This window comes from Terriglobus sp. ADX1, from assembly GCF_036877645.1.
Classification (GTDB): domain Bacteria; phylum Acidobacteriota; class Terriglobia; order Terriglobales; family Acidobacteriaceae; genus Terriglobus.
Genome location: NZ_JAEDXV010000007.1, coordinates 143,873 through 170,480 on the forward strand (window position 1 = coordinate 143,873; position 26,608 = coordinate 170,480).

Genomic DNA, 26,608 nt, shown 5'->3' on the forward strand with positions numbered 1-26,608 from the left:
CTTACGGTATCCGACACAGACGACACGGCGTAACGCATCATTCACCCCATTACTTTCCAGGCAGCGCAAAAGCAGTAATCGCATCCGATGTGGCGGGTGCTTCCAGAAACGGATTGCCTCCACTCGTCACCACCACATACTGCTTGCCATCCTTGCCCTCATACGTACTCGGCACAGAACCGGCTACAGCATCCAATTTCACAGCCCACAGCTCTTTTCCCGTCTTCGCATCAAAGGCTCGGAAGCGCGCATCATCTGTTGCGCCAACAAAGACAAGTCCACCGGCAGTTGCAATGGAGCCACCAATTCCCGGCCGGCCCGTGTTTTGTTTCTCCACAGGAAGACTTTCTGTAATGCCCAGCGGCACCTTCCATGCAATGTTGCCTGTGTTCACATTCACGGCCACCAACTCACCCCATGGCGGCTGATTGCACATCATATTGGTTGAGGTGTCTTTGAAACGTCCGCCCGGATTCGTTCCACGAAACGGGCCCGAGCGAAACGCAGGAAGATTCGTACCTGCAAGTTTCGTCGTCACCGGCCCGCTTGCAGGATCGCGGAAGCCCTGAATCTGCCCCAGATTGCTGACATTGATAAAGAAGTAGCCGAGTTGCGGATTGAACGACCCGCCCGGCCAGTTCACACCACCAATCGAACTGGGAAAGTTAATGCGTCCGTGGTTGTAAGTCTCAGGAAGGAACGGCCCGCCGGACTCAAGATGATTGGTCTCAATCAGCTTGCGACAAGCAGCTTCTAACTCCGGCGTCACCGTTGCAATATCCGCCATGCTGAAACTTTGCTTCGCCAGCGGCTCCGGTTTCACAGGAAATGGTTGCGTGGGCGATGTCACTTCCTGCGGCACCTGACTCTGTGGCACTGGCTTCTCTTCCACGCCATAAATCGGCTTACCATTGACACGATCCAGCAGATATAGCAGCGAATTCTTACCAATCACCGCCACCGCAGGAATTGTCTTGCCACCCTTCTTCACATCCATCAGCAACGGCGGCGTTTCCAGATCGAAGTCCCATATATCGTGATGTACCGCCTGGAAGTGCCACAGGTATTTACCTGTGGCGGCATCCACAGCCACCACACTGTTGGCATAGAGATTATTGCCAGGACGATCGCCACCATAGGCATCGCCAGACGGCGCACCCAGCGGCATGTACGCGATGCCGCGTTTTGCATCGACGGTGATCAAACCCCACGCATTCACGCCAGAGCGCTGCTTCCAGCTATCACCTTCCCACGTGCCAAAGTTCGCTTCACCAGGCTGCGGAATCGTGTGAAAGGTCCATGCTAGCTTGCCTGTATGTACATCAAATGCACGAACATCACCCGCGGGTCCCGGTCCACCACTCTCCGTCGTACGTCCGCCCACAATGATGAAGTTTTTGTACATCACCGGCGGTGATGACAAACCATCCGAAGCATTCTTAATGCCATGCGTAATCTCTGGCGTGTTCAGATCCACAAAGCCATCCACGCCAAACGACTTGTTCAATGCTCCTGTCTTCGGATCGAGCGTGAACAGCTTCGCATCCGAAGTTCCAACTACTATCAATGCTGATGTTGTCTTATCGCCTGGGAAATACTCCACACCGCGCGTAGCCGGTTCACCGCTTGGCAAATCGTATGTCCAGATCTCTTTACCCGTAATGGGATCAAGCGCCACCACACGACCATACGGCGTACCGATGTACATCACGCCACCGATAACAATCGGAGTAACTTCAGAATTTGCGAAGTCCGTTTGCACGCGCATTGGACGCGCGCCTTCAGCAGCAGCCTGCGCGGCAACCTGATCGCCCCCCGGACGACGTGGCGGACCACCTCCACCCGGAGGCGGACCACCGGGACCACCACGCGAAGGCACACGTGCTCCTGGCTGTTTCATGTGGTACACCCATGCCACTTTCAATCCCGATACGTTCGCAGCATTGATCTGCTTCAGCGGTGAGTAACGCATGCCGCCGGAATCATGCCCAAAGGTCGGCCATTCTTTTGCTGCAGACGCCTGCTCTGCACTTCCTGCAGAACCTGTAGTATCGCGTTGTTGCGCCACGCCATGCACCGCTGGAAAAAACAGCGCACATGCCATTGCCAATGAAGTGGCGCAGAAGCGCGGAGCCTCCAACATGGATTCGTATTTCAAGCTTCCTCCAATACAGCCGTGAGCCGTCTGCACATGCAGACCAATCATTATGTTTGTGAACTACTTCGCAGGTGGTAGCGCGGCAGGTGTGGGTGGCGGCATGGGAATTGGTGTTACATCCGCATCCACCTCACCCAGCGCCCACTTGATGGCGCCAAGATAAATATCCTGAATCCGCGGGTCATCCCACGTAGACGGAGCATGCGCGAACGACGCATAAAACACGCGGCCCTTGCCATACATCTTGGCCCACGCCAACGCATACGGATAATCTGCTGCCTGCATGCCGCGCGCCGTTGCGTTGTTCAATTTCGTGGTATCAAGCCGCAACAACACACGACTCTTCTCCGGCGAAAAACCACTGCTCTGATAAAACTCGTCGTGAATCTTGAAGTCTGTGCCCAGATTCGTCATACCCGGAAACTTCGGATCGGTCACGATAACATCGCCATCTACAGAGCCCCATGGATGCTGATCAAAACGCCCACCCAGCATCTCGCCAAATTCAGGCCATCCCAGGAACGCCGTATCGCCCGTGTGTGCTGCCACAAATCCCTTGCCTGCGTCATGAATGAACCACATCAGATCAGTGCGCTGTTGTGCATCCAATTCAATCTCACGATGCCCAAGAAAGAAGATTGCATCCACATTGCAAAGACTGGGGCCACCACTTGCGGGCTCACCAGTCGTCATCTTCGGGTTTCTGGAAATGATGTTTGAGTCCGTTCGTATCCAAGACTCATACGCGCCGGACTTATAACCCAACTCCTCAATCACGGCAATGGCATGACCAATGTCATGTTGCGCAATGCCGTTGCGTGTATCGGCCCAAATCAGCAAACGCTTCTTACGCGGCCCTGTAGGCGCTTCTGCACCCGGCGGAGGTCCAGCAGGACGCATCGCTCCCGGAGGCGGCCCACCCGCTGCATTCGGTCCACCCGGACGAGGCCCGCGCACGCCTGGCGCAGGACAACCTTCTGGCACGTTCGGCGCTGCGGCCTGTGCATTGCAGTTACCTGCAACAGCAAACATGCTGATGGCCATAACGAATGTTGCTACGGACTGCTTCAACATCACTTTCTCCTTCAACACAGCAGTCGCGTCTGTAACCAACATTTTCACTGCTGAGGAACGGAGGTGATGCTAGCACGCAGGCTACGTAACAAGCCCGCCATGAACGGTATCAACACGGTAATTCCATTGACTCTAAATTCTCGCGAACCTAGCATCCCGTGCGATCGAACAAGTGCACTTCGGCCGTCTGTTTACGCCGGGATGCGTGGTTCGTTGAAGTGAGGATCAATGACAATGAAACGATACGTGAGCGCTCTTGCAATGGCGCCGCTGATGATAACCCCGGTTGCGTATTCGCAATCGTTGAATACCTCCCAAATCGTGGGAACTGTGCAGGACCAGATGGGCGCCGGTATTCCCGATGCGACGGTTATCGTCACACAAACGGAAACCGGATTCACGCGCACCGTGAAAACCAGCGGTTCCGGTTCTTACACTGAATCCGATCTGCCGTTGGGTCCGTACAAAGTTCAAATCACTGCGAGCAACTTCAAGGCCTTCACCGTCACGGGCATCACGTTGCAGGTAGGCAGCAACGCCACAGTCAATGCAAAGCTTGAGATCGGCAGCGTGAATGACACCGTGACCGTGGAAGCCACCGGCGTGCAGGTGGAGACTGTCAGCAACGGCATTGGCCAGGTCATTGATCAAACACAAGTGGTCGAGCTTCCATTGAACGGCCGTGACCCAACACAGCTCATCGCACTTGCAGGCGCAACCACAACGGCACCTGCAGGCGACCTCAACTCCAACAAGAACTTTCCCACCATCACCATCGCAGTCGCGGGCGGTCTCCCCAACGGCGTTGCTTATGTTCTGGACGGTGGCAATCACAACGATGTGTTCAACAACTTGAATCTGCCGCTCCCCTTCCCAGATGCATTGCAGGAATTCAAATCAGAAACCAGTTCATTGCCTGCGCAGTACGGCAATCACGCATCTGCCGCCATCAATGCGGTAACCAAGAGCGGCACCAACAGCTTTCACGGCGATGTCTTCTGGTTCGTCCGCAATTACATGTTCAACGCGGCGAACTTCTTCAACTACAACTCAACCACCGGTCAGAAGACGCGCGACAGCTTGAAGCGTAATCAATTCGGCGGGGTCATCGGCGGCCCTATCAAGAAGGACAAACTCTTCTTCTTCGCGGGTTATCAGGGCACGATCATCCGCTCCAACCCCGCCACCACGCTCACACACGTTCCCACGCAAGCCATGCTGAATGGCGACTTCACGCAAGCCATCAACTACAGCAATCCTGCCACCGGCAAAAACTGTTTCAGCGCAACACCAGGTTCCACCAAGCTGACAGGCCCCTTCACCAACAATCAGACCAATCCATCCAACTACAGCGCACAAGCATTGGCCATCGTCAAAGCCGGCATCCCCGTCATCTCTGACCCCAGCAACCCCTGCGGCAACTTCTACGCACCAAGCTCTGCAAACTCCACAGCGCATCACATCGTAGGTCGCGTCGATGACACGTTGAACGACAAGCAATCCATGTTTGTTCGTTACCTCTTCGCGCGTTACAACTCGCCCGTAACGGTCGATCCGAAAGACTTGCTCACAGCAAACCAGGTAGGTCAGCTTAACCAGGATCAGGCAGTTACCATCGGCCACACGTACATCATCACGCCGAACATCGTGAACTCACTGCGCATCACCGGCGATCGCACGTTGGGTTTACGTTTCCTTGCACCATTCTTTGATCCATCCTCCGTTGGTATCAACGCATACACCAACCCCGGCCTCAAAGGCTTTATGGGTATCAGCGTCACCAACGGCTTTTCGCTCGGCCAGGGTGGCAACAACCCCGGCTACTTCAACACCGTAAAGTACCAACTTGGCGATGACGTCAGCGTCGTTCGTGGAAGCCACTCCATCGCCTTCGGTGGCCAGTATCTCTTCGCATACATGAACACCGTAAACAACCGCCCAACGAACGGCGCTTACACCTTCGCAGGCACAGTCTACGGTGGCAACTCCGTTGGCTTTGCTGACTTCCTTACCGGCAACGTCAGCAGCTTCAGCCAGGGCGCAGCCGACTACGAGAACGACCGCTGGCATTACGTCGCAGCCTATGGCCAGGATTCATGGAAGGCAACCAAGCACCTCACGCTGAACTACGGTCTGCGCTGGGAACCCTACATCCCGTTCTTCAACGTCAATTCACACGCTGAAAACTTCGACATCAACCGCTTCACCGCTGGCCAAAAGAGCAGCGTCTACAACAACGCCCCTGCAGGTCTCATCTTTCCTGGCGACAAGGGGTATCCCGGCCGCTCTTACAACCAGGGCAAAATCTTCAGCGGCTTCCAGCCTCGCGTTGGTTTCGTGTGGGATCCCTCACATGACGGCACCATGAGCGTGCGCGGCGGCTATGGCATGTTCTACGACACGCCACAGATGTTCTTCGATACACGCTATTCAAACTCGCCGCCGTGGGGACAAACCGTATCGCTCACGAATGTCCCGCTCGCAAATCCGTGGTCAAACTACGCCGGCGGCAACCCCTTCCCGGGTCTGCTGACGCTGAACAGTAACACCACCTTCGTCTCCGCGGGTGTTTACGTCAACACACCACTCAACCTGAAGCCCATGTATCTGCAGCAGTGGAACCTCAGCGTGCAGAAGCAATACAAGACATGGCTCTTCGGCGCCACATACATCGGCAATAAAACCACGCATCTAACAACGTCCTATGAGCAGGACCCCGCCATCTACATTCCGGGGAACTCAACCGGTGCAGCAGGATCCTGCGGAGCAATGCCTGTTGGTTCATTGCCCAAGGCTGGAACAGCATGTTCCACCACGGGCAACACTAACGCACGTCGCGTTCTGTTCCTTGCGAACAACACACAGGGCGCTTACTACTCCACCATCGGCATGCTCGATGACGGCGGCATGGCCAACTACAACGGCATGCTGCTCTCGGTAAATCGCCGCGCCAAACTCATGAACATGGTGGCAAATTACACTTGGGCACACTGCCTCTCGGAAGCAGAGACGACCGAACTTACCGGGCCGTCCTACGTTATCCCGGGCAACCGTCACGCCAGCTACTCCAACTGCGATTCCGATCGCCGCCACGTAGCAAACGTCTCGCTCATCCTGAATGCGCCGCAGTTTAAGCAACGCATGACCAACGTAATCGCTGGCGGATGGGGACTTTCCACCATCTTCACTGCACGCAGCGGTGGCTACTTCACCGTGACCACCGGCGTCGATAACGCACTCAGCGGCATCGGCAACCAGATCGCCATTCGCAATGGCAATCCTTACTCCGCACGCACCGTCTTCGGCACGCAGAATTATCTAAACGCCTCAGTGTTCTCATCGCCTGCTACCGGAACCTACACCACAACACCGCCACTCACACTCATCGGCCCGCCGAGCTACCAACTCGACATGGCGCTAACCCGTATGTTCCCTGTCTATGAAGACACGAAGATACAGTTCCGCTGGGAAGTGTTCAACGTACCCAACGAAGCTATCTTCTCTAATCCAACGTCTTCACTAACCAGCAGCACCTTCGGTCAAATCACCAGCACCGCAGGCGATCCACGCATCATGCAGTTCGCCCTGAAGTACCTTTTCTAAACAAACGAGAAGCAAGAAAGCATAAGGCCCGCAAAACGTGCGGGCCTTATGCTTTGGTTAAGAAACTGAACTAAACCGCTGACCGCCGGATCAACGAAAGAAACTCATTCCGCGTCTGCGCGCTTTGTCGGAAGCATCCCAACATCGTCGAAGTGGACGTCATGCTTCCCTGCTTCTCCACACCCCGCATCATCATGCACAGATGCTGCGCTTCCAGGATCACCGCCACACCCTGCGGATTGATGGCGTCCACAATCGCATCGGCAATCTCGCGTGTCATGCGTTCCTGCACCTGCAAACGTCGCGCATACACGTCCACCAGCCTTGCCACCTTGCTCAGGCCGATAACCTTACCCTTGGGAATGTACGCAACATGTGCCTTACCGAAAAACGGCAGCATGTGATGCTCACACAGCGAATAAAACTCAATGTCGCGAACGATGACCATCTCGTCATAGTCCACATCAAACAGCGCACCACGCAGAATCTCCGTTGCGCTCTGTTCATATCCCTGTGTCAGGTAAGCCATCGCCTTCGTGATGCGTTCTGGTGTTTTCAGCAATCCATCGCGCGCAGGGTTCTCACCAAGCCGACGCAGCAATTCGCGATGAATATCTTCTGTGCTCGCCGCATGCAACTCCAGCGTTGGATCAGCAATGGCGGTATGTGTCTCCAAACGGCTATCTTCCATCGTTTTCAAAACTCTTTCACGCGCAGCTACGAAAGCACCGGCTGCGTCCTGTTATCTGACGGCAGATCAAAACTGTTATTCGCCGTCTCCTCAATCCGTATCGCATGAAGCCGCAACTTCCCCGCTGCATCCAACTTCGGCACTTCGTTACGGAAGATACGTTCCACTTCAATCGTCAGGTTCTCCGTGGAAGGCACAAACTCCCCGGAAAATACCAAATCGTCATTCATCGAAACCTGATCGAACCTGTCGATCAACTCGCGCTTCGCCAGCGCATCCAGCTTCGGCATATCCACCACAAAGCCCGTCACCGGATCAATCGGCCCAGCCACTGTCACTTCTACAAAGTAGTTGTGACCGTGCCCAAACGGGTTGTTGCACTTCCCATAGGTCTCGCGATTCTGTTCCACGGAAAGCGAAGGAGCGTTTAAACGATGCATCGCCGAAAAACAATAGCGCCGCGAGAAGTAAGCCAGAGGAGCCATCAGGCCTCCTCGCCGTAGTAATCGGCAAACAGGTCGTCCATCTCATACACGCGCACGCGGTGCAGCTTCGCATTCGGTATCTTCCCCTCCAACCGACGCCAGATAGCAACCGCGATGTTCTCCGTGGTGGGCACCGTCGAAGCAAACTCCGACACTTCGTGATTCAGGTGGCGATGGTCATACACGCTGACCACCTGCTCTTCCAGAATGTCTTTCAGCAGCTTCAGATCCACCACAAACCCGGTGACCGGATCCACCTCGCCACCCACCGTCACTTCCAGCGTGTAGTTATGCCCATGGCCGTTCGCATTGGCACATTTGCCAAAGACGGCACGGTTCTTCTCCTCGCTCCAATCCGGATTGCGATAGAAGTGCGCAGAAGAAAATTCGGCTTTGCGTGTCAGGTAAATCATCGTCTGTCAGTGTATTGGATGTTGGAACACTCAGAACCGTTTCACGGAATAACATCAGCCCTGACAGGCAGTTAAGTCGTGTACTCCCGCCCCTTCCAAACCACCGCCCGAGCAATCTTCACCTTTTGCCACGACCGAAACAGCAACAGCGCAAACATTGGCAACGCCACAATGCTCAGCACGCGATCCATAAACGGAACGTTCGACCGCCCCACGCGACCGAAGTACCGCACCAGCACCCGCAGCCACAGAATCGCAATGGCCAGCACCTGCCAATACACCAGATTCGGCCACACAAACGGCAGCAGCGGCAGCCCCAGCAGCAACACAAAATTAAGCAGCGCAATCAGCGCCATGAACAGCGGATTACGAAACAGCAGAGCCAGATTCTTCGTCCAGCCTTCCACCATCTCCGCCGTCGTCCGATACATCCGTGCCGACACCGCCTCCGCCGCATAACGAAAACGAATCGTATGCCGACGCTTCACCTTCTGCGCCAGTGCAACGTCTTCCAGCACCTCAGCCGCAACCGCCTTATGCCCGCCGACATCGAAATACACCTGCCGCCGCACCAGCAGAAACTGCCCATTCGCCGCCGCAATCGGGCTCGAAGGATCACTTACCTTCTTCGGCGGATACGTACTGGCAAGCTCTGAAAAGATCAGCGGCATCACCGCCCGCTGGGCCAAATTCGCATTGATCTGCTTCGGCGAATAGCTCAGCAAAGCCACGTCATGCCGCTCCGCCTCCACAATGGCCCTGTGCAGCGAGTTCGGCTCATGCAGCGTGTCCGCATCCGTAAACAGCAGCCACTTCGCCGTCTGCGCTACTTGCTGCTGCGCCCCAAGCCACAACGCCGCATTCTTTCCGGTAAACCCCTTACGCTGCGACTTCAACGGCTCCGCGCGCAGCACCTGCACCCCGTCGCGCCCCTCAGCCAGCTTCGACGCAATGGCAAACGTCTCGTCCGTGGAACTGTCGTCGATTACCAGCAGGTACCAGTGCCGCCCCAGCTCAAACCCCGGTTCGGTCTGCCGCAGCAGCGATTCCATGCAGCCGCCAATGTTAAGTTCTTCATTCCGCGCCGGAATCAGCACCGTCAGCGCGTGCGTGGAAGGCTCGTCCTCCACAATCTTTGAAGACGCAGCCACATCCCGCCGCACCGAAGCGGCCGAGGGGCTACCGTCAAAGCGAAACTCAAAATCCGGGGCCGGTTTGGTCAAATCCGGCGTCTTGTCCTGATCGTCACTCATGCGCCTTCGTATTATAGGAAGCGTGAGATTCCGCGTCGCGTCCCGTTCCCTGATTCTGTCCGCCAGCCTGCTGGCCCCTGCCCTTTTTGCGGGCTGTAACCGGGGCGACCACCCGCAACAAATCGCACAAGTCGCGCCCGATTTCACCGTCCACAACGGCGCCCAGACCATCCAGCTGAGCCAGTTCCGCGGCAAAGTCGTGCTGCTCAACTTCTGGGCCACATGGTGCGCGCCCTGCATCGACGAACTGCCCAGCCTGCAGCGCCTCCAGGCCCTGCGCCCGGACATCCAGGTAGTCGCCGTCTCCATTGACGACGACACAGACGCTTACAACAAGTTCCTGCAGCAATACAGCATCAACCTGCTCAGCGCCCGCGACGGCACGCAGGGAGCCAACCTGAAGTACGGTTCCGTCCGCGTGCCGGAGACGTTCCTGATCGACCGCCAGGGCAATATCCGCCGCAAATTCATCGGCCCGCAGGAGTGGACGAACTCCGAGATCATGAACTATCTCGACAAAATCTAGATCCGAGCCGAACAATTTTCTTACGAAGCGAAGGTTCTACGACCGAAGATCGTCATCCTGAGCGAAACGAAGTGAAGCCGAAGGACCTGCATTCTTCCCAAGCGTCTACAACGTTTCGCTGAAACCAGCGGTTCCCACGTCCCCTGGGAGACGTGGGAGCCCACCACTACTTCTCGCTCGGCGCGTCATTCGCAGGCAGGTCACCCAGCGTGTACTGAATACCCGCCAGCACATGCGTCATAATCGGCGTCATGGCATAGATGTGTTCGCTATGGCCCAGCGCCTCATAGAACACGCGGCCCTTACCCTCGCGATGAATCCAGCTCAGCGCATAGTCGCCATCCGTGCGCTTCGTCGCGGCTGGCTCCTTCGCCTTGTCCTCTGCGGACATCTTCGAGTAGTCCACGCTGGTCAGCACGTGCACATTCTTCCGGCTGAATGACTCCTGCAGGAAGGTGTAAATCTCGTCGTGCACTTCAAACTCGCGGCCATGGAACATCGCCGTCAGCGGGCTCTTGGGATCGTCAATCTTCACCCACACCGGCTGCGGATACACCCAGTGGAACTTGAAGAAGCCGCCAATCATCTTGTTGAACTCAGGCCACGTCCCCTGCGGCTTGTCGTTGGAACCGCGCGCCGGCACCGTGTGGTACGTGTCTCCCGCAGCGTGAATGCCTGCAATGCCATGACCGCTGCGTACAAAGTCCATCAGAGCTTTCTTCCGTGCATCCGTTGCCGGGTCTTTGGGATCGCCCAGGAATTCCAGCGTGGTGCTGTCGAGGAAGATGCCGTCATAGTTGGCAAGATTCGCCGCGTTGATATCAGCAGAATCGTAAGTGATGGTCGCGGTATACGCGCCCGTCTTCTCGCCCATCGCCTTCACCGTCTCCGCAGCCAGCGGAATCGATGAATGGAAGAACCCCGCAGCCTTGCACAGGATCAGCAGCTTGCGTGGCTGCTTCGGCTTTGCCGGAGCCGTCAGCGGCAGGTTATCCAGCATGGCCACATAGTCTTCCAACTGCGGCTTCTGAATCTGGACGCCATCCTTGATCGATTGCGGACGCCCCGGGCTGGGCAGCGTCTTCTCTTTCAACAGCGCAGTGGAATCCTGCGCAACGGCACAGGTAGCAAATAACAGACAGGCAACAGCAGCAAGCGGACGGATCACGGTTCCTCCAGGGATTTCGGTAACGTTCTGAACCGTATCAATGCGAAAAGCGGCGCGTCAACGCCGCTTCTCCATATCACCGCAAGATGGCGCTATTGCAGCTTCGGTCGGCCATCGCAGAATACACGGAACGAACGCCCGCCCAGGATCACCTTGTCGCCGATATCCGACTCGGCAAAAGGATCATCCACATTCTGCGTATCCAACACCTGGTGCCACGGCGTATCGCCCGGAGGCGGCGGCAACGTAAACTCCACCCCATCCGCGGCAGCATTCACCATAAACAGGAAGCTGTTGTCTTTCAGCGGCACACCATCTTCATCCGTCACGCCCAACGTATTGCCATTCAACATAAAGCCCAGCGAACGCTGCCATCCGGCGCTCCAGTCTTCTTCATGGAACTCTTCGCCGTTCGAGTTGAACCACGCAATGTCACGCACCACAGAGCCACGAATTGTGCGGTCCTGAAAGAACTTTCTGCGCCGCAGGTTCGGATGATTCTTGCGCAACTGAATCAGCTTCGCCGTGAAATCCATCAACCGTTTTCGCGGAGCATCCAGCTTCCAGTCGTACCAGGTGATCTCGTTGTCCTGGCAGTAGCCATTGTTATTGCCACGCTGCGAACGGCCCACTTCATCGCCACCGCAAATCATCGGAACGCCCTGCGATAACACCAGCGTCGTCAGGAAATTACGCACCTGCCGCTCACGCAATTCGTTAATGCCCGGATCGTCCGTTGGCCCTTCCGCGCCCATATTCCAGCTATCGTTGTTGTCGGCCCCGTCGGTATTGTTATCGCCATTCGCTTCGTTATGCTTGCCGTTGAAGCTCACAAGGTCGGTCAGTGTGAATCCATCATGCGCGGTAATAAAGTTGATCGACGCATATGGCCTGCGCCCATCCTGCTGATACAGATCGCTCGACCCGGTAATGCGATACGCGAAGTCCGACAACAGTCCCTCATCGCCCTTCCAGAATCTGCGTACCGTGTCGCGATAGCGACCATTCCACTCCGCCCACAGCACAGGGAAATTGCCCACCTGGTAGCCGCCTTCACCCACATCCCAAGGCTCTGCGATCAGCTTCACGCCCTGCAACACCGGGTCCTGATGAATCACGTTGAAGAAGCTGGACAACTTCGACACACCATCCTGATCACGTGCAAGCGTCGCCGCAAGATCAAAGCGGAAACCATCCACGTGCATCTCCGTCACCCAGTAGCGCAGTGAATCCATCACCAGCATCAACACCTGCGGGTGCATCAAGTTCAGCGTATTTCCCGTACCGGTGTAATCCATGTAATACCGAGGATTATCCGCAACCTGGCGGTAATAGGTGGTGTTGTCAATTCCTTTCATGCTCAGTGAGGGCCCCAGTCGGTTCCCTTCACACGTATGGTTGTAGACCACGTCCAGGATCACTTCGATACCTGCGGCATGCAGCGCTTTTACCATCTCCTTAAATTCACGCACCTGCGCGCCGGTATCACCGGAAGAACTGTAGCGTGCCATAGGAGCGAAATAGCTAAGCGTGTTGTATCCCCAATAATCCCGCAGTCCGCGATCTATCAGGTGCCCTTCATCAATGAAGTGATGCACCGGTAGCAGTTCCACCGCCGTAACACCCAACATCTTGAAATAGTTAATGCTTGCGTCCGACGCCAACGCCGCATACGTCCCGCGCAGCTTCTCTTCCACCATCGGATTCTGTTTTGAAAATCCGCGGACATTCACCTCGTAGATCACAGAGTCCGCCAGCAAAGTCTGCGGAGGACAGTCATCTCCCCAGTCGAACTTCGAATCAATCACGACAGACTTCGGTACACCTGCTGCAGAATCCTGATCATCCTTCTTAAGATCGTCGCCGCTGATCACGTCATACGGAAAGATCGGTGCCTTCCAATCCACATCACCCGTGAGCGCCTTGGCATACGGATCGCACAGCAGCTTCGCGGCGTTAAACCGAAGTCCTTTCTCAGGCTCCCAGGGGCCATCCACACGATAGCCATAACGCTGACCAGGCTTAATCCCTTTCACCAGCCCATGCCATACAAACGCCGTACGCTCCTTCAGCTCAACGCAATCGGTCTGGTTACCTGCCTCATCAAAAAAACAAACAGTAACAGCCGTTGCATTTTCTGAATACAACGCAAAATTTGTGCCACGCAACGATGGTGTGGCTCCCAATGGATAAGGTGTTCCAGGTAATACAGTTCGGCTCATCAACGTTCTAACTTCCTTTTTTGTCTGCGAATCCCCCTATGGGATGCAGCTTTGCGCCGAGGAGCCGTCTCCACGCTTTCCACAACAAGTCATCCGCGCGTACAGTGGTGTCGCGTCATAAACCTTCACTGCAAGGAACCCTCTCAATGCGTTGTGTTTATGTGTCTCTGCTCCTTCTCGCCTGCACTTCCCTCGCGGCACAAACAGCCGCAACAACACGCCCATCAGGAGGACCAAAACCACAAGCCATTCCAACCGATTGGAACAATCACGATGGCTACACGTCACTCTTCGACGGAACCACACTCAACGGTTGGGCGGGCGACACAAAAGTGTGGAGCGTAGAAGACAATGCCATCACCGGCCAATATCGATCACCCGAAGGCGCACGCAATCCAGAAACGTTCCTCATCCTGCAAGGCAAGGAACCCGCAGACTTTGACCTCCGACTTGAGATTCGCCTGCAAGGCATCACCGCCGACAGCGGCATCCAGTACCGCAGTTACATCGCATCACCAACGCCACCGCGACCTGGCGCACCGGCCATGCCTCAAGCCGATCCGCGTTACATCGTCGCCGGTTATCAATGCGATGCCAACTTCATAGGCAACTACACCGGACAGGTCGTCGACGGTCACGGTCGCATCATCGTTGCATCACGCAGCGAAGTCGTTCATGCAGAAACAGGCAAGCCGATGGAGCGAATCGCTGTCGTGGGCAACAAGGAAGAACTCGGCGGCTACTGGCATCCGAACGAATGGAACCAGATGGAGATCGTCGCACGCGGTCACGTTCTTACACACATTCTCAACGGCCACGTCATGGCCATCTTCATCGACGACGACACAACAAAGCTCCGCGACAAGGGCCTCATCGCACTGCAAACCGCAGGCTCCGGCACAGTCAAAATATCCTTCCGCAACCTATGGCTCAAAGATCTGCAATAAAAAAAGAGGCTGCCGGCAGGGCAGCCTCCGCTCAACATTGAATGCACACTTAGTCCGAGTAATACTCCAACCCAAGATGCGTGATCAGATCCTCGCCCATGATGTGGCGCAGCGTGTTCTTCAGCTTCATACTCTGAATGAACAAGTCATGCTCAGGATGAATGCCAGGAGCAGCATCAGGAGCCTTGAAGTAAAAACTCAACCACTCTTGAATGCCAAGATGCTTCAGGCTCGGCGTACGCGCAGCTAAGTCCATGAACAGGCAAAGATCAAGTGCCAGCGGCGCAGCCAGAATCGAATCGCGGCACAGAAAGTCCACCTTCAACTGCATGGGATATCCCATCCATCCAAAGATGTCGATGTTATCCCAGCCTTCCTTGTTATCCCCGCGCGGCGGATAGTAGTTAATCCTTACCTTGTGGAAGATATCGCCGTACAAGTCAGGATGTTTATCTGGCTGCAGGATATATTCCAGCACGCCCAGCTTCGACTCTTCCTTCGTCTTGAAGTTATCCGGATCATCCAACACTTCGCCATCACGATTGCCCAGGATGTTCGTCGAATACCATCCATTCAATCCCAGGTAACGAACCTTCAACGCAGGCGCTAGTACCGTCTTCATAAACGTCTGCCCTGTTTTGAAATCCTTACCTGCAATCGGAGCACCCACCTGCTTGGACAACTCACGCAATGCAGGAATATCGCACGTCAAGTTCGGCGCACCATTGATGAACGGCACACCCTCCTTCAAACACGCCCACGCATACAGCATCGACGGTGCAATGTCTTCATCGTCTTCAACCAATCCTTTTTCAAACGCAGCCAGCGTCTGATGCACCGGCTTCTCCGTCAGAAAAATTTCGGTCGATCCAGTCCAGATCATCACCTGTCGATCGGTCTTGCTCTTGAACTCTGCAATGTCATTGCGAATCTGGTTCGCAAGATCGCACTTATTCTTTCCCGTTTTGATCTTCTTAGGATCCAGTCGCTTTACATAGCGCTGATCAAACGCAGCAGGCATCGGTTCAATGCCTTCCAGGAACGGACGCATCTCCTCCAACTGATCGCGATCCAATACCGACGCAGTCTTCGCAGCATCGAACAGGTTGCCACCAAAGATGTCCCATCCCGTGAACACAAGATCATCCAATCCCGCCAGCGGTACAAAATCCTTGATAAGCGGCGAATGATCTTCCGTGCGCTTCCCCAACCGAATCGTGCCCATCTCCGCCATGGATCCCACGGGCTTCGCCATACCGCGCCGCACGGCTTCCACACCGGCGATCATCGTGGTGGCCACCGCGCCCATCCCCGGCATCATCACGCCCAGTTTGCCCTTCGCGGGTGCAATATCCTTCGCATTCGGCTGCGTTGCTGCCTGCTCCATCTGCTTCTCCTCAATGCTCTTCAGCAACGCGCCAAACCGCGTGCCTTCAACACCAACCTGAAGCATCTCTCCGCATTACGCAACACCGTCACAGCCCGATTTCGCTCAATAAACACAAGGGTTATCGTTAACGTCCCGTTAAGTTATCGGTATCTCATTTTCTTGAAAATTCTTTTCAGCAAGCCTCGCAAAACCCGCATGAGAAGATCATCTAAGTTTCCGAACCGGACGGCAGCGCAACCCATGATTCTGTATGTAGCGACATCCAACGCAGGCAAGCTTCGCGATTTCCGCACCGCTGCCACCGACACACCGGACTTCGATATTCAACCTCTTCCCGGCCTCGCAGACATCCCCGCACCACCGGAAGGTGAACCCACCTTCGAAGGCAACGCCCGCATCAAGGCTTCTTACTACTCAAAGTTCGCACCCGGCCACTGGGTCATCGCAGACGACTCCGGCCTGGAAGTCGATGCGCTCAACGGCCTGCCCGGAGTACGCTCCGCGCGTTACGCAGCCGACCTCGACTTCCCATCCACAGGCAGCGGCATCGACGCAGACAACAACGCTGCTCTACTGCACAACCTGAAAGACATAACCAATCGCGAAGGCCGCTATCGCTGCGCACTCGCACTTGCAATGGATGGTGCAGTCGAAACTGTTGCCTTTGGCAAACTCGACGGCAACATCCTCACCGCACCGCAGGGCGAACGCGGCTTTGGCTACGATCCATACTTCTTCGCGCCGGAACTCAACGGCACCATGGCAGAAGCCAGCGACGAACATCGCCTCCGGGTCAGTCATCGTGGTCGCGCTCTTCGCGCTCTCTTACGGCAATGGCGAGCCTGCTGAATATCTCGCGTCTACGCCAATAGCGACCAAACCAGTCCAATTTCGTTTACCGCCCGAGTTATTCGATAACCGAACATCGCTCCAAGCGAATCATTGACGGGTGTTTTCCATACGCCGGATACTGTGCGTGCCTTTCTTCCGCAGTGAGGCGTCTTCTCATGCGCGGAAGCAATATCTGTACGGAAGCAGGGAGCGCAAGAACATGGGCTCAATCGCAGGGGTTGCACCACCCGATAACGCACACCGCAAGGGCGTGAAGCCGCTGCGCGCTGGTCAGGGACACTCCTTCCTGCTGCGCAAACTGCATTCGCTGACCGGCATCATCCCCATTGGCGCGTTCCTGATCGAGCACATCATCTCGAATCTTGAGATCGTGCACGGCCCCGTCGCCTACGCCAAGCAGGTGCTCTTCCTCAACAGCCTGCCGCTCGTCCGCGTACTGGAGTGGGCCTTCATCTTTATTCCGTTGCTCTTCCACGCAGGCTACGGCGTCTTCATCGCCGTCCGTGGTCGCTCCAACGTGAATGTCTATCCCTGGGCCGGCAACTGGATGTACCTGATGCAGCGCGTCTCGGGCATCATCGCCCTGCTCTACATCATTCAGCACCTCTGGTTCCAGCGCTTCTCTGGCGTCAGCCTGCCGGAACATCCCGGCCTCGCCTACTGGAAGGTGCAGTACGAACTTTCCAATCCGTGGATGGTTGCGGTCTATGTCATCGGCATGATCGCCACCTGCTTCCACTTCTCGTACGGCATCTGGCTCTTCTGCGCCAAGTGGGGTATCACGCCCGGCGATGACGCTCGCCGCAAGCTCGGCTATGCCACCACTGCATTCGGCATCATCCTTTGCGGACTGGGTCTCTGGAGCATCGCTGCGATCGTCGCCGCGCCCATGGTTCCCGCAGTAGAAGTGATCCCGGCCCCCGCAGACGACTCAGCACCAGCAGTCGTGCCCACATATCAGGTTCCGACCGTGCAGCAGCAACAGTACGACAGCAACGGCCAGCCGATCCAGCAGAACGCGGTGCCGCAGCAGTACGCGCCACAACAGTAACTAAGCAATGTTTTCGGAAGGGCAGGACTTTAGTCCTGCCGTCACATCACGCGAAACCATGGGGCTTTAGCCCCTGAGGGAAAGTTCGCAATGGCAACAACACCACGCATCATCGTTGTAGGCGGCGGTCTCGCCGGACTCTCCGCGGTCATGAAGATCGCCGAAGCCGGCGGCAAAGTCGACCTCTTCTCCATCGTCCCGGTCAAGCGCTCGCACTCCGTCTGCGCGCAGGGTGGCATCAACGCCGCCAAGAACCTCAAGGGCGAGGGCGACGACGTCTTCAAGCACTTCGACGACACCATCTACGGCGGCGACTTCCTCGCCAACCAGACGCCCGTCAAGAACATGACGGCGCAGGGCCCGGCCATCATCGACCTGCTCGATCGTATGGGTGTCCCGTTCAATCGCACGCCCGAAGGCCTGCTCGACTTCCGTCGCTTCGGCGGCACTCTCTATCACCGCACCGCCTTCGCCGGAGCCACCACAGGCCAGCAGCTTCTCTACGCGCTGGACGAGCAAGTGCGCCGCTACGAATCCGAAGGCAAGGTCACCAAGTACGAAGGCTGGGAATTCCTCTCCGCAGTTCTCGACTCGCAGGGCGTATGCCGCGGCATCTGCGCCATGGACCTGCGCAGCATGGAAGTCCGCACCTTCCCCGCCGACGCCATCATCATCGCCACCGGCGGCAACGGAGCCATCTTCGGCAAGTCCACCAACTCCGTCGTCTGCACCGGCTCCGCGCAGTCCGCGCTGTATCAGCAGGGTGCGTATTACTCCAACGGCGAATTTATCCAGGTGCACCCCACCGCCATCCCCGGTGAAGACAAGCTGCGCCTCATGTCAGAATCCGCACGCGGCGAAGGTGGCCGCGTATGGGTGCCGCGTAAGAAGAACGATCCGCGCCCGGCCAAGACCATCCCTGAGAACGAGCGCTGGTACTTCCTCGAAGAGAAGTATCCAAAATACGGCAACCTCGTCCCGCGCGACATCGCCACCCGCGAAATTCACAAGGTCGTCTACCAGGACGACATGGGCATTGACGGCCAGCCGATGGTCTACCTCGACGTCTCGCACATCGACCGCGCCACGCTCGAAAAGAAGATCGAAGGCATCCTCGAAATCTACGAGAAGTTCGTCGGCGAAGACCCGCACGAAGTTCCCATGAAGATCTTCCCGGGCGTCCACTACACCATGGGCGGCCTCTGGGTGGACTTCAACCAGCAGACCAACATCCCCGGCGTCTTCGCCGCGGGTGAAGCGGACTACTCCATCCACGGCGCAAACCGCCTCGGCGCAAACTCGCTTCTCTCCTGCATCTACGGTGGATTCGTCGCCGGACCGCAGGCCATGACCTACGCAAAGAACCTGCCCGCGCAGACCGGCGACGGTGGCCACGCGGCCGAAAAGGTTCGCCAGATGGAGTACAACAACATCCTTCTGCAGAACCAGGGCACGGAGAATCCGTTCAAGCTCTGGCGCGAACTCGGCGACACCATGACGCGCCACGCCACCATCGTCCGCTACAACGCGGGCCTGAAGGAAGCGGACGCCAAAATCGTCGAACTGCTGGAGCGCTACCGCAACATCAACCTGACGGACAAGAGCCAGTGGGCCAACACATCGTTCGCCTTCTCCCGCCAGCTCTACAACATGCTGCAACTCGCACGCGTGATCGTGCAGGGCGCAGAGAAGCGCGACGAAAGCCGCGGCGCACACTACAAGCCGGACTTCCCGGACCGCAACGACGAGCAGTTCCTGAAGTCCACCATGGCCGCCTACGACGCAAAGGCAGACGCACCGGTCATCACCTACGAAGAAGTCGACACGCAGTGGATCAAACCACGCCCACGCGTGTACACGAGTTCGTAAACGATAGATAGAAACCAGAAAGGGGCGAGATGATTCCTACATTCATTTTTATACTTCTCGTTATTTCTGCTGGTCTCTATCTGGAGTTTCTTGGCGGTGCATTGATTTGGTCACCTGATACTTGGGCGAGGATACCCAAAGTCTTGAGATTCGCACCTAAGCTTCCGGTTAGTTTTGCGTGGTCGGAATCAAGGTCAAGTGTTCTCATGCGATTAACCATCGGCGCTATGTATATGGCAGCAGGTGTCGGTCTACATTCCGTTATCGCGATAGAACTTTTTAGGCATTGAAGCGAGGATTTATGGCAAAGAAGTCAGCACATGTCGAAAAGCCAAAGCCCTACACGGGCTCGACCTTCAAGGTGTCCATCAAGCGGCAGGCGTCGCCGGACGCTCCGGCCCACACGGAAGAGTTCACGCTTCCCTATCGCAGTGGCCTGAACATCACCAGCGTCCTCGTCGATATCGCAGCGAACCCCGTCAACGCCGCAGGCGCGACGACCACCGCCATCTCCTACGACAGCAACTGTCTCGAAGAGATCTGCGGCTCCTGCGCCATGCTCATCAACGGCAAGGCGCGCATGGCATGCTCCGCTCTGGTCGACGCACTGCTGCATGAGAACGGCAAAGGCGAAATCACCCTGGCGCCACTGTCCAAGTTCCCCGTCGTACGCGACCTCGCCGTGGACCGCAGCGTTCTCTTTGAGAACCTGAAGGCCGTCAAGGCGTGGGTACCCATCGACGGCACCTACGATCTCGGCGCTGGCCCCAAGCAGTTCCCGCAGATTCAGGAAGAGCGTTACCCGCTCTCCAACTGCATCTCCTGCACCATCTGCATGGAAGTCTGCCCACAGTTCAACGACTCCACCAACTTCGTCGGCGCAGCCACCATCGCACAGGCCCGTCTCTTCAACCTCGACCCATCAGGCTCAGTGCTGAAGGAAGAGCGTCTCCGCGCTCTCGCAGGCGACGGTGGTGTGCAGGAATGCGGCTATGCACAAAACTGCGTACAAGCCTGCCCCAAGCAGCTACCGCTCACCGAAGCCATCAGCGATATGGGTCGCGACGTAGCAGTCCAACAGGTCAAGGACTTCTTCACCCGCTAAGAGTTACATCAGCTACAACAGAAGGGCCCGCACAGGCGGGCCCTTTCTCATGTTCGAAACCGAATCTCAACGCGCGAACGGTGAAGCATCAAAATTGCGTACCAAATCCGCAACATCGACATACACAGCAATCGCCCCGGCCTCTTCCAGTTCCTCTTTACGCCACCCGCCGGACTGCACGGCCACCGTGCGAACGCCAGCTTTCTTCGCAGCCTCCACATCCCACGGTGTATCGCCTAGAGCCAAAGCCCCCGATGCGTCTACCTTCAGCGTCTTCAACGCAGCCTCAAAGATATCGGGTTCCGGCTTCGGTCGCTCCGCATCATCCGCGGTCACATCCTCTTCCACCAGGTCATGGATTTTCAGCAGAGTCTTGAAAGCTTCCAGGTCATCCTTCTCGCCGGACGTGGCCACTGCAATGCGCAATCCCCTTGTACGCATCATCTCCAACAGCCGCCGCGCATCGGCAAATGGCACAATGCGGTCAATGTACTCGCGGTGAAAGAGACGCTTGCGATACGCGTTGATCTCTTTCTCCATCCTCTTCAGCTTGTCTTCGGGAACAAACATCGGCAGCAGGTACTCGCCACCCTTGCCAATCTGCTTCACCACGGCCTCAAACGTCGCCGCAAAGCCAAAGTGGTTCAGCGTCCGCACCCACGATTCCGCATGGAAGCTATTGCTATCCAGCAGCGTCCCATCCATGTCCAGCAGAACGGCCTTCAGTGCCATGTCCGCCTCCGTGCACCTTGGGATGCTCCACTGGAAAGCAGGATTGCCTGAGCCTACTTCTGTTCTGCAGGAAGATGCACGGTGAACTCAGTCTTCCCGGGTACCGATTCCAGCGTCAGGCGGCCACCGTAGCCTTCCAGCACGCGGCGCACAATGCCAAGGCCAAGTCCCGTTCCCACACCCGCCGCCTTCGTCGTAAAGAACGGATCAAAGATGCGGTCACGGTCTTCCGCAGAAATACCGGAACCGTTATCGCCAATCATCACCTGGATCTCATCGCCCACACGCTGGGTGCGGATCGTAATCAATCCACCTTCCTGCGGCACGGCATCAATCGCATTATCCAGCAGGTTGGTCCACACTTGGTTCAAGCCGCTGCAGATGCAATGCACTTTCGGCATATTTGCGCCGAACTCCTTGTGCATACTGATGTTCTTCTCACGCAGCTTATGCTTCATCATCACAGCCGTTGCATGAATACTTTCATTCACATCCACATCCTGCTCACCCGTCTGTCCTTCGTGCGCGTAACTCTTCACAGACTGCGCCAGCTCCGTGACGCGAGCAACTGATTCCTCAACCAGCGTGACCATCTGCATGGACGACGCAGTGGCTTCAAGCCATTCCAGCGGCGCGGCCAGTTCGCTGCTCTGAAACACATCCGCCAGGCAATCCAGTTCGTGCGTGCCAATGTTGCTGGCCACCATCACCGGCGCAATGTCCCACGCCTTTGCAATGTTGTGCGACTCCAGCCACTCGCCCATCTCTTCTTCCGCATCCGACTGCTCCAGCGAGCTCAGGCAGCGGTCCTTGCGTACAGAGAGTGCTCTCTCCTGCAATGCCGTAAGGCAGGCGCGTTGCTCATCGGTGTGGCCATGCTCTGAAAATGCGCGAGCAATCTCATGCATGTGACGCAGGTTGTCTCGCAACTGCGCTGCAGCACGGCGCGCGGCGGCACCGGGGTTATTCAACTCATGCATTAACCCCGCCGTCATGGTGCCCAGCATCGCCAGCTTTGCCTGCTGCGTCTGCTGAGTCTGCATGCCCATCAGCCGCATACGCATTTCGCCAACAATCACGGAGCGCAGATGCGGGCAATGTGACATGCCGGACCAAAACGATTCCTCGTCCAGGCGAAGACCACGAATGTCTGTTTGCGCAATGACCGTAACATTCGAATGCAGACCGCTCAGCAGCGGCACCTCACCCATAAAGGCAGGCGCCTCCATGATCTTGCTGAAGAAGTAATTGCCTTGCACATCCTTGCGAGAAACGTGAGCTCTTCCCTCAAGAAAAACGGTGAAGTATTGAAGATCATCTTCCTGGTCGACGATCTTTGTACCCGCAGGAACATACATGTCCTGCGCGGCCGCCACCAGGCAGGCCAGTTCGTCTTCCGGCACGTTTTCACCAAATGGCTTCACACGCTGCAGCTCATCCAGAGCTTTGCGCTGCCATTCCACACTGTTTGCAAGGCAATCTGTTGCTGTTGCCATAACCCTTAGAACCCCGCCAGATACTGATGCACAAATTGAATTGCGATGGACCCTTCGCCAACCGCGGAGGCCGCACGTTTTACCGAACCATGCCGCACATCACCCGCCACAAAAATGCCGGGGACACTTGTCTCCAGCAGATAAGGATTGCGATCTCCCACGCGATCTACTCCCACACGCTTCAGGTCCGGTCCGGCCAGCACAAAGCCGCGATCGTCACATGCCACTTCCTTCGGCAGCCACTCCGTCTTCGGCGCCGCGCCAATGAAGATGAACACGGAAGTCGCCGCACGATTCTCCGTACCGTTCGGCGTGCGCAGTTCAATGCCCTGCAAATGGTCCGTGCCGCAGAAGCGCGTAATCTCAGTTCCTGTTTCGACCGTAATGTTCGGAGTCCCCGCAATCTGGTCTATCAGGTACTGCGACATGCTCTGCGCCAATCCCTTGCCCCGCACCAGCATCGTCACCTTGCGCGCGTAACGGGCAAAGTTCATCGCAGCCTGCCCGGCAGAGTTCGCACCACCCACCACAAAGACCTCTTCGTCCTTGCACGACTGTGCTTCACTCTGCGCCGCACCGTAGTACACGCCTGCGCCAATCAACTCATCGCCGCCCGGAACATCCAGCTTGCACCAGCTAACACCGGTCGCCAGCAACACGGCAGAGCAGCTTACATCGCGCCCATCGCCCATCGTCACAAAGCGGTACTGATCTTCTACGCGAATCTTCGTCACTCGCTGCGTCAGGAACTCTGCACCCAGCCGCTGCGCCTGCACAAATCCACGACGCGCCAGTTCATCGCCACTCACGCCATCCGGGAAGCCCAGGTAGTTCTCAATGCGCGAACTCGATCCAGCCTGTCCACCCACTGCATCTGGCTCCACGACCAGCGTGCGTAAGCCTTCTGAAGCGCCATACACCGCACCAGCCAGGCCAGCAGGTCCAGCGCCCACCACTACCAGGTCGTAGTGCTCTTTTTCCGCCTGCACACGCAGGCCAATCTTCTCTGCCAACTCCATCTGCGTGGGCTGCACAGTCGAAGTGCCATCCGAGAACACCACCACCGGCAACTTCGCATCGTCCAGACCGCGCGACTTCAGCAGCTCCAGCGCCTCCGGTTGAGAATCAGGATTCAGCCAACGAAAAGAAACGTGATTGCGTGAAAGGAAGTCGCGCACAGCATGATCCTTCGATCCCCAGCGCGTTCCCACCACCTGCAATCCTTCATAAGGCGGCTTATACCCCTGGTGCCAACTGAACAGCAGATCGTCCAGTACCGGGTACAGCTTGTCCTCCGGCGGATCCCAGGGCTTGTTCAGGTAGTAGTGAATCCGCGCTGTGTTGATCGCACGAATCGCAGCTTCCGTATCGGCGTACGCGGTCAGCAGAACACGCTTCGCGTCAGGATAAAGCCCCATCGCCTGGCTTAGGAAGTCCACACCGGTCATGCCCGGCATACGCTGATCGCTCAGGAACAGCGCTACGGCGTCCCCGCGATTCTTCAACTGATCGCATGTATCCAGCGCAGCCTGCCCTGAGGCGGCGCGCACAATGCGATATTCCTGCGCATACTTGCGGCGCAAATCGCCAACGACGGCTTCCAGAACGCTGACGTCGTCATCCACCGCGAACAAAATCGGTCGTGCCATGTGCCTTCCTGTTCCACCGCCTGCGGCGTCTTCTCCGCCTGCCGTGCTTTAGATTCCCGAATACTGTGCTCTGATGCAATTATTTCGCGTCGAAAGGCACAACGTGTTGCATACTCATGGCAACACAGTTTTTAGCTCTCCAGACACGAAAAATTCCCCCACGCTGTTCTACTGTTCGAAACGCCGCGCTTACGCCATGATTCGTATTCTGCTCGCCGATAATCAAGCCATTTTCCGTTCAGGAATGGCACGCGTCCTCTCCTCCCAGGACGATATGACCGTTCTGGGCCAATGTGGTACCCCGGACGAACTCCTGCCCCTAATCGCTCCCGCACGCAACGCCATCCTTCTGCTCGCAGCCTCACTCGACGCAGACTTCGACAGAACGTTTGCAGCCGCTTCTGCCAACGGCGTTCGCATCATCCTGCTACACGACAACGGCAACGAACCGGAAGCAACCGTCGTTCGCAAGATGGATGGCCTGCTCTCGCGCCACGTCTCCACAGACGATCTACTGCTCTGCGTCCGTCGCGTCTTCAACGGCGAACGCAGCGTCAAAGCACCGGTCGCCGAACCAGACGACAGCGCCGGACGTCGCATTCGCGACGCGCTCACCACCCGCGAACTGCAAATCGTGGGCTTCATTGTGCAGGGTTGGAAGAACCGCCAGATTGCCGATGAGATTGGAACCAAGGAGCAGGTCGTTAAAAACTATCTCCGTTCCATCTACGACAAGACCGGAGCCAGCGATCGCCTCGAACTGGCGCTCTTCACGCTGCATCACCGCCCGCTGGCAGAAGCCGCAGCAAAAGCAGCCGCTCCCGCCGCCGCGCTACCCGCCTGAAAAGCATTCAGTACCTCAAATTGCTCATCTAGACCGAATGAATAAGGTGCTGGATCCTCTAATCCAGCTCCGGCTTCTTTGCCGCCTTTACAATCACCACCGGTACATCGCCTTCATCCTTCACCAGCTTCAGGCCCAGCTGCTGCCGCACCATCTCCAGCAGCCCGGGCAATGTCGCATTGGGCGAAATCCCCATCCCGCTATCCGGTGCAAACTCGATCTTGAAGCTGAAGTAGCCCGGCACGCCCGTCTTGTCCACAACAACACGTCGGCCCACCTCCGTGCGCCCGGAAAGGATCTTCGCAATGTCCTCCATTGATGCACCGGAGACGTCCATCGTCACCAGCGCGGAACTCCCATGCGACGACACATTCCTGCCGCCAGCCGGTCTTCCGTCCGGCCCCGTTGGCGTCGGCTTCAAACCCGGCCCCATCGCCGCATTCGAAACGCGTTCCATCGTGAATCGAGGCATCCGCCGCATGCTCTTCTCCACCTGCAGCCCAAACCGCTCCGCCAGCATTGACTGCAGCATCTCGCGGTACTCCGCGCTGCTTTCTTCCGGCTTCAACTTGCCAAGCCGATCGAACTCCTGCTCAGAAGACTTGGCCACAATGTCATAACGATCCTTGTCAGCCCACTCCGGCGCATCCACCACCTGCGTCGACGACTTCAGGTCATACGCACGCATGATCAGATCCTGCAGCGGGTAGTTCTCAATGCTCGTGGAATTTCTATCCGAGTCCCAGCCTCTGCCCGTCTCCTCCGGCTTTGCTGGCTTAATCAGTGTCACTTCAAAGCTCGCCGGCTTTGCACCCTGAGCCCAAACCGCCAGGGACGGCATCGCTACCAAATTCAAAGCCACAGCCAGCAACACTCTCCGCACAAACCCTCCCCAAACTCCGTGCCGATACGACCGCCACAGAAACACTCACCCGCTGAAGATACGTAAACAAACCACCGAACCGATGCACAAACTAACAAGCAACTGTTACCAACAGAGCTTTTGGCCTCCAAAGCGCCACTCGGTCATCCACCACGCCTTCCGCTGACTTGCTGAGTCCCTCGCCTCGCTGCTTCAAT

At 56.8% G+C, this 26,608-nt stretch carries 21 protein-coding genes; 8 read left to right on the forward strand and 13 right to left on the reverse strand.

Going from position 1 to position 26,608, the window contains the following annotated elements:
- Positions 1 to 49 precede the first annotated feature (49 nt).
- A complete protein-coding gene (locus JAO32_RS06900; RefSeq protein WP_334238834.1) occupies positions 50 to 2,158 on the reverse strand; it encodes a pyrroloquinoline quinone-dependent dehydrogenase in 2,109 nt (702 codons plus the stop codon).
- 60 nt (positions 2,159 to 2,218) lie between these two features.
- Entirely contained in the window at positions 2,219 to 3,232 is a 1,014-nt protein-coding gene (locus tag JAO32_RS06905) for a ThuA domain-containing protein (protein WP_334238836.1), read from the reverse strand.
- 246 nt (positions 3,233 to 3,478) lie between these two features.
- Between JAO32_RS06905 and JAO32_RS06910 the strand changes: the two genes are divergently transcribed.
- Positions 3,479 to 6,835 (forward strand): TonB-dependent receptor, encoded by a 3,357-nt coding sequence (locus JAO32_RS06910; protein WP_334238838.1) that lies wholly within the window; start codon positions 3,479 to 3,481, stop codon positions 6,833 to 6,835.
- Between the two features lie 70 nt (positions 6,836 to 6,905).
- Here JAO32_RS06910 and folE read toward each other — a convergent pair whose 3' ends face one another.
- From folE to JAO32_RS06930, 4 genes are all read right to left on the reverse strand, one after another.
- Complete coding sequence (folE, locus tag JAO32_RS06915; RefSeq protein WP_334238840.1) at positions 6,906 to 7,526, reverse strand: GTP cyclohydrolase I FolE; 621 nt, start codon at positions 7,524 to 7,526, stop codon at positions 6,906 to 6,908.
- Between the two features lie 26 nt (positions 7,527 to 7,552).
- Positions 7,553 to 8,011, reverse strand: coding sequence for a 6-carboxytetrahydropterin synthase (locus JAO32_RS06920; protein ID WP_334238841.1), 459 nt, complete (start codon positions 8,009 to 8,011; stop codon positions 7,553 to 7,555).
- Positions 8,011 to 8,424, reverse strand: coding sequence for a 6-pyruvoyl trahydropterin synthase family protein (locus JAO32_RS06925; RefSeq protein ID WP_334238843.1), 414 nt, complete (start codon positions 8,422 to 8,424; stop codon positions 8,011 to 8,013). The genes JAO32_RS06920 and JAO32_RS06925 overlap by 1 nt, the downstream gene beginning before the upstream one ends.
- 71 nt (positions 8,425 to 8,495) lie before the next feature.
- Entirely contained in the window at positions 8,496 to 9,677 is a 1,182-nt protein-coding gene (locus JAO32_RS06930) for a glycosyltransferase (RefSeq protein ID WP_334238845.1), read from the reverse strand.
- Between the two features lie 22 nt (positions 9,678 to 9,699).
- Between JAO32_RS06930 and JAO32_RS06935 the strand changes: the two genes are divergently transcribed.
- Positions 9,700 to 10,203 (forward strand): TlpA family protein disulfide reductase, encoded by a 504-nt coding sequence (locus JAO32_RS06935; protein ID WP_334238847.1) that lies wholly within the window; start codon positions 9,700 to 9,702, stop codon positions 10,201 to 10,203.
- A 166-nt stretch (positions 10,204 to 10,369) separates the two neighbouring features.
- Here the strand turns inward: JAO32_RS06935 and JAO32_RS06940 are convergent, their stop codons facing one another.
- Together JAO32_RS06940 and glgX are read right to left on the reverse strand one after the other, a co-directional pair.
- Positions 10,370 to 11,371, reverse strand: a complete 1,002-nt coding sequence (locus JAO32_RS06940) for a ThuA domain-containing protein (RefSeq protein ID WP_334238850.1) — start codon at positions 11,369 to 11,371, stop codon at positions 10,370 to 10,372.
- A 92-nt stretch (positions 11,372 to 11,463) separates the two neighbouring features.
- Positions 11,464 to 13,593, reverse strand: a complete 2,130-nt coding sequence (gene glgX / locus JAO32_RS06945; RefSeq protein WP_334238852.1) for a glycogen debranching protein GlgX — start codon at positions 13,591 to 13,593, stop codon at positions 11,464 to 11,466.
- Between the two features lie 146 nt (positions 13,594 to 13,739).
- Between glgX and JAO32_RS06950 the strand changes: the two genes are divergently transcribed.
- Complete coding sequence (locus tag JAO32_RS06950) at positions 13,740 to 14,540, forward strand: 3-keto-disaccharide hydrolase (RefSeq protein ID WP_334238854.1); 801 nt, start codon at positions 13,740 to 13,742, stop codon at positions 14,538 to 14,540.
- Positions 14,541 to 14,589: 49 nt separating this feature from the next.
- Here the strand turns inward: JAO32_RS06950 and JAO32_RS06955 are convergent, their stop codons facing one another.
- Positions 14,590 to 15,927, reverse strand: coding sequence for an inositol-3-phosphate synthase (locus JAO32_RS06955; RefSeq protein ID WP_334238889.1), 1,338 nt, complete (start codon positions 15,925 to 15,927; stop codon positions 14,590 to 14,592).
- 243 nt (positions 15,928 to 16,170) lie between these two features.
- Here JAO32_RS06955 and JAO32_RS06960 point away from each other — a divergent pair, with 243 nt between their 5' ends.
- From JAO32_RS06960 to sdhB, 4 genes are all read left to right on the forward strand, one after another.
- Complete coding sequence (locus JAO32_RS06960) at positions 16,171 to 16,779, forward strand: non-canonical purine NTP pyrophosphatase (RefSeq protein WP_334238856.1); 609 nt, start codon at positions 16,171 to 16,173, stop codon at positions 16,777 to 16,779.
- Between the two features lie 202 nt (positions 16,780 to 16,981).
- Complete coding sequence (locus JAO32_RS06965; RefSeq protein WP_334238858.1) at positions 16,982 to 17,833, forward strand: succinate dehydrogenase; 852 nt, start codon at positions 16,982 to 16,984, stop codon at positions 17,831 to 17,833.
- Between the two features lie 90 nt (positions 17,834 to 17,923).
- Positions 17,924 to 19,702 (forward strand): succinate dehydrogenase flavoprotein subunit, encoded by a 1,779-nt coding sequence (gene sdhA / locus JAO32_RS06970; protein WP_334238859.1) that lies wholly within the window; start codon positions 17,924 to 17,926, stop codon positions 19,700 to 19,702.
- 301 nt (positions 19,703 to 20,003) lie between these two features.
- Positions 20,004 to 20,807: a succinate dehydrogenase iron-sulfur subunit gene (sdhB, locus tag JAO32_RS06975; protein WP_334238860.1), complete on the forward strand. Its 804-nt coding sequence runs from the start codon at positions 20,004 to 20,006 to the stop codon at positions 20,805 to 20,807.
- Positions 20,808 to 20,873: 66 nt separating this feature from the next.
- Here sdhB and JAO32_RS06980 read toward each other — a convergent pair whose 3' ends face one another.
- Genes JAO32_RS06980 through JAO32_RS06990 form a run of 3 tightly spaced genes read right to left on the reverse strand, consistent with a single transcriptional unit; the run spans position 20,874 to position 24,684 of the window.
- Complete coding sequence (locus tag JAO32_RS06980; protein ID WP_334238861.1) at positions 20,874 to 21,539, reverse strand: HAD family hydrolase; 666 nt, start codon at positions 21,537 to 21,539, stop codon at positions 20,874 to 20,876.
- 53 nt (positions 21,540 to 21,592) lie between these two features.
- The gene (locus JAO32_RS06985; RefSeq protein ID WP_334238863.1) at positions 21,593 to 23,035 is read right to left on the reverse strand and encodes an ATP-binding protein; all 1,443 of its coding nucleotides are present in this window, start codon (positions 23,033 to 23,035) and stop codon (positions 21,593 to 21,595) included.
- A 5-nt stretch (positions 23,036 to 23,040) separates the two neighbouring features.
- Complete coding sequence (locus tag JAO32_RS06990) at positions 23,041 to 24,684, reverse strand: FAD-dependent oxidoreductase (protein WP_334238865.1); 1,644 nt, start codon at positions 24,682 to 24,684, stop codon at positions 23,041 to 23,043.
- A 196-nt stretch (positions 24,685 to 24,880) separates the two neighbouring features.
- Between JAO32_RS06990 and JAO32_RS06995 the strand changes: the two genes are divergently transcribed.
- On the forward strand, positions 24,881 to 25,528 hold the full coding sequence (locus JAO32_RS06995; RefSeq protein WP_334238867.1) for a response regulator transcription factor: 648 nt from the start codon (positions 24,881 to 24,883) through the stop codon (positions 25,526 to 25,528).
- Positions 25,529 to 25,586: 58 nt separating this feature from the next.
- Here the strand turns inward: JAO32_RS06995 and JAO32_RS07000 are convergent, their stop codons facing one another.
- Positions 25,587 to 26,390, reverse strand: a complete 804-nt coding sequence (locus JAO32_RS07000; RefSeq protein ID WP_334238869.1) for a TIGR03435 family protein — start codon at positions 26,388 to 26,390, stop codon at positions 25,587 to 25,589.
- Between the last annotated feature and the right edge of the window lie 218 nt (positions 26,391 to 26,608).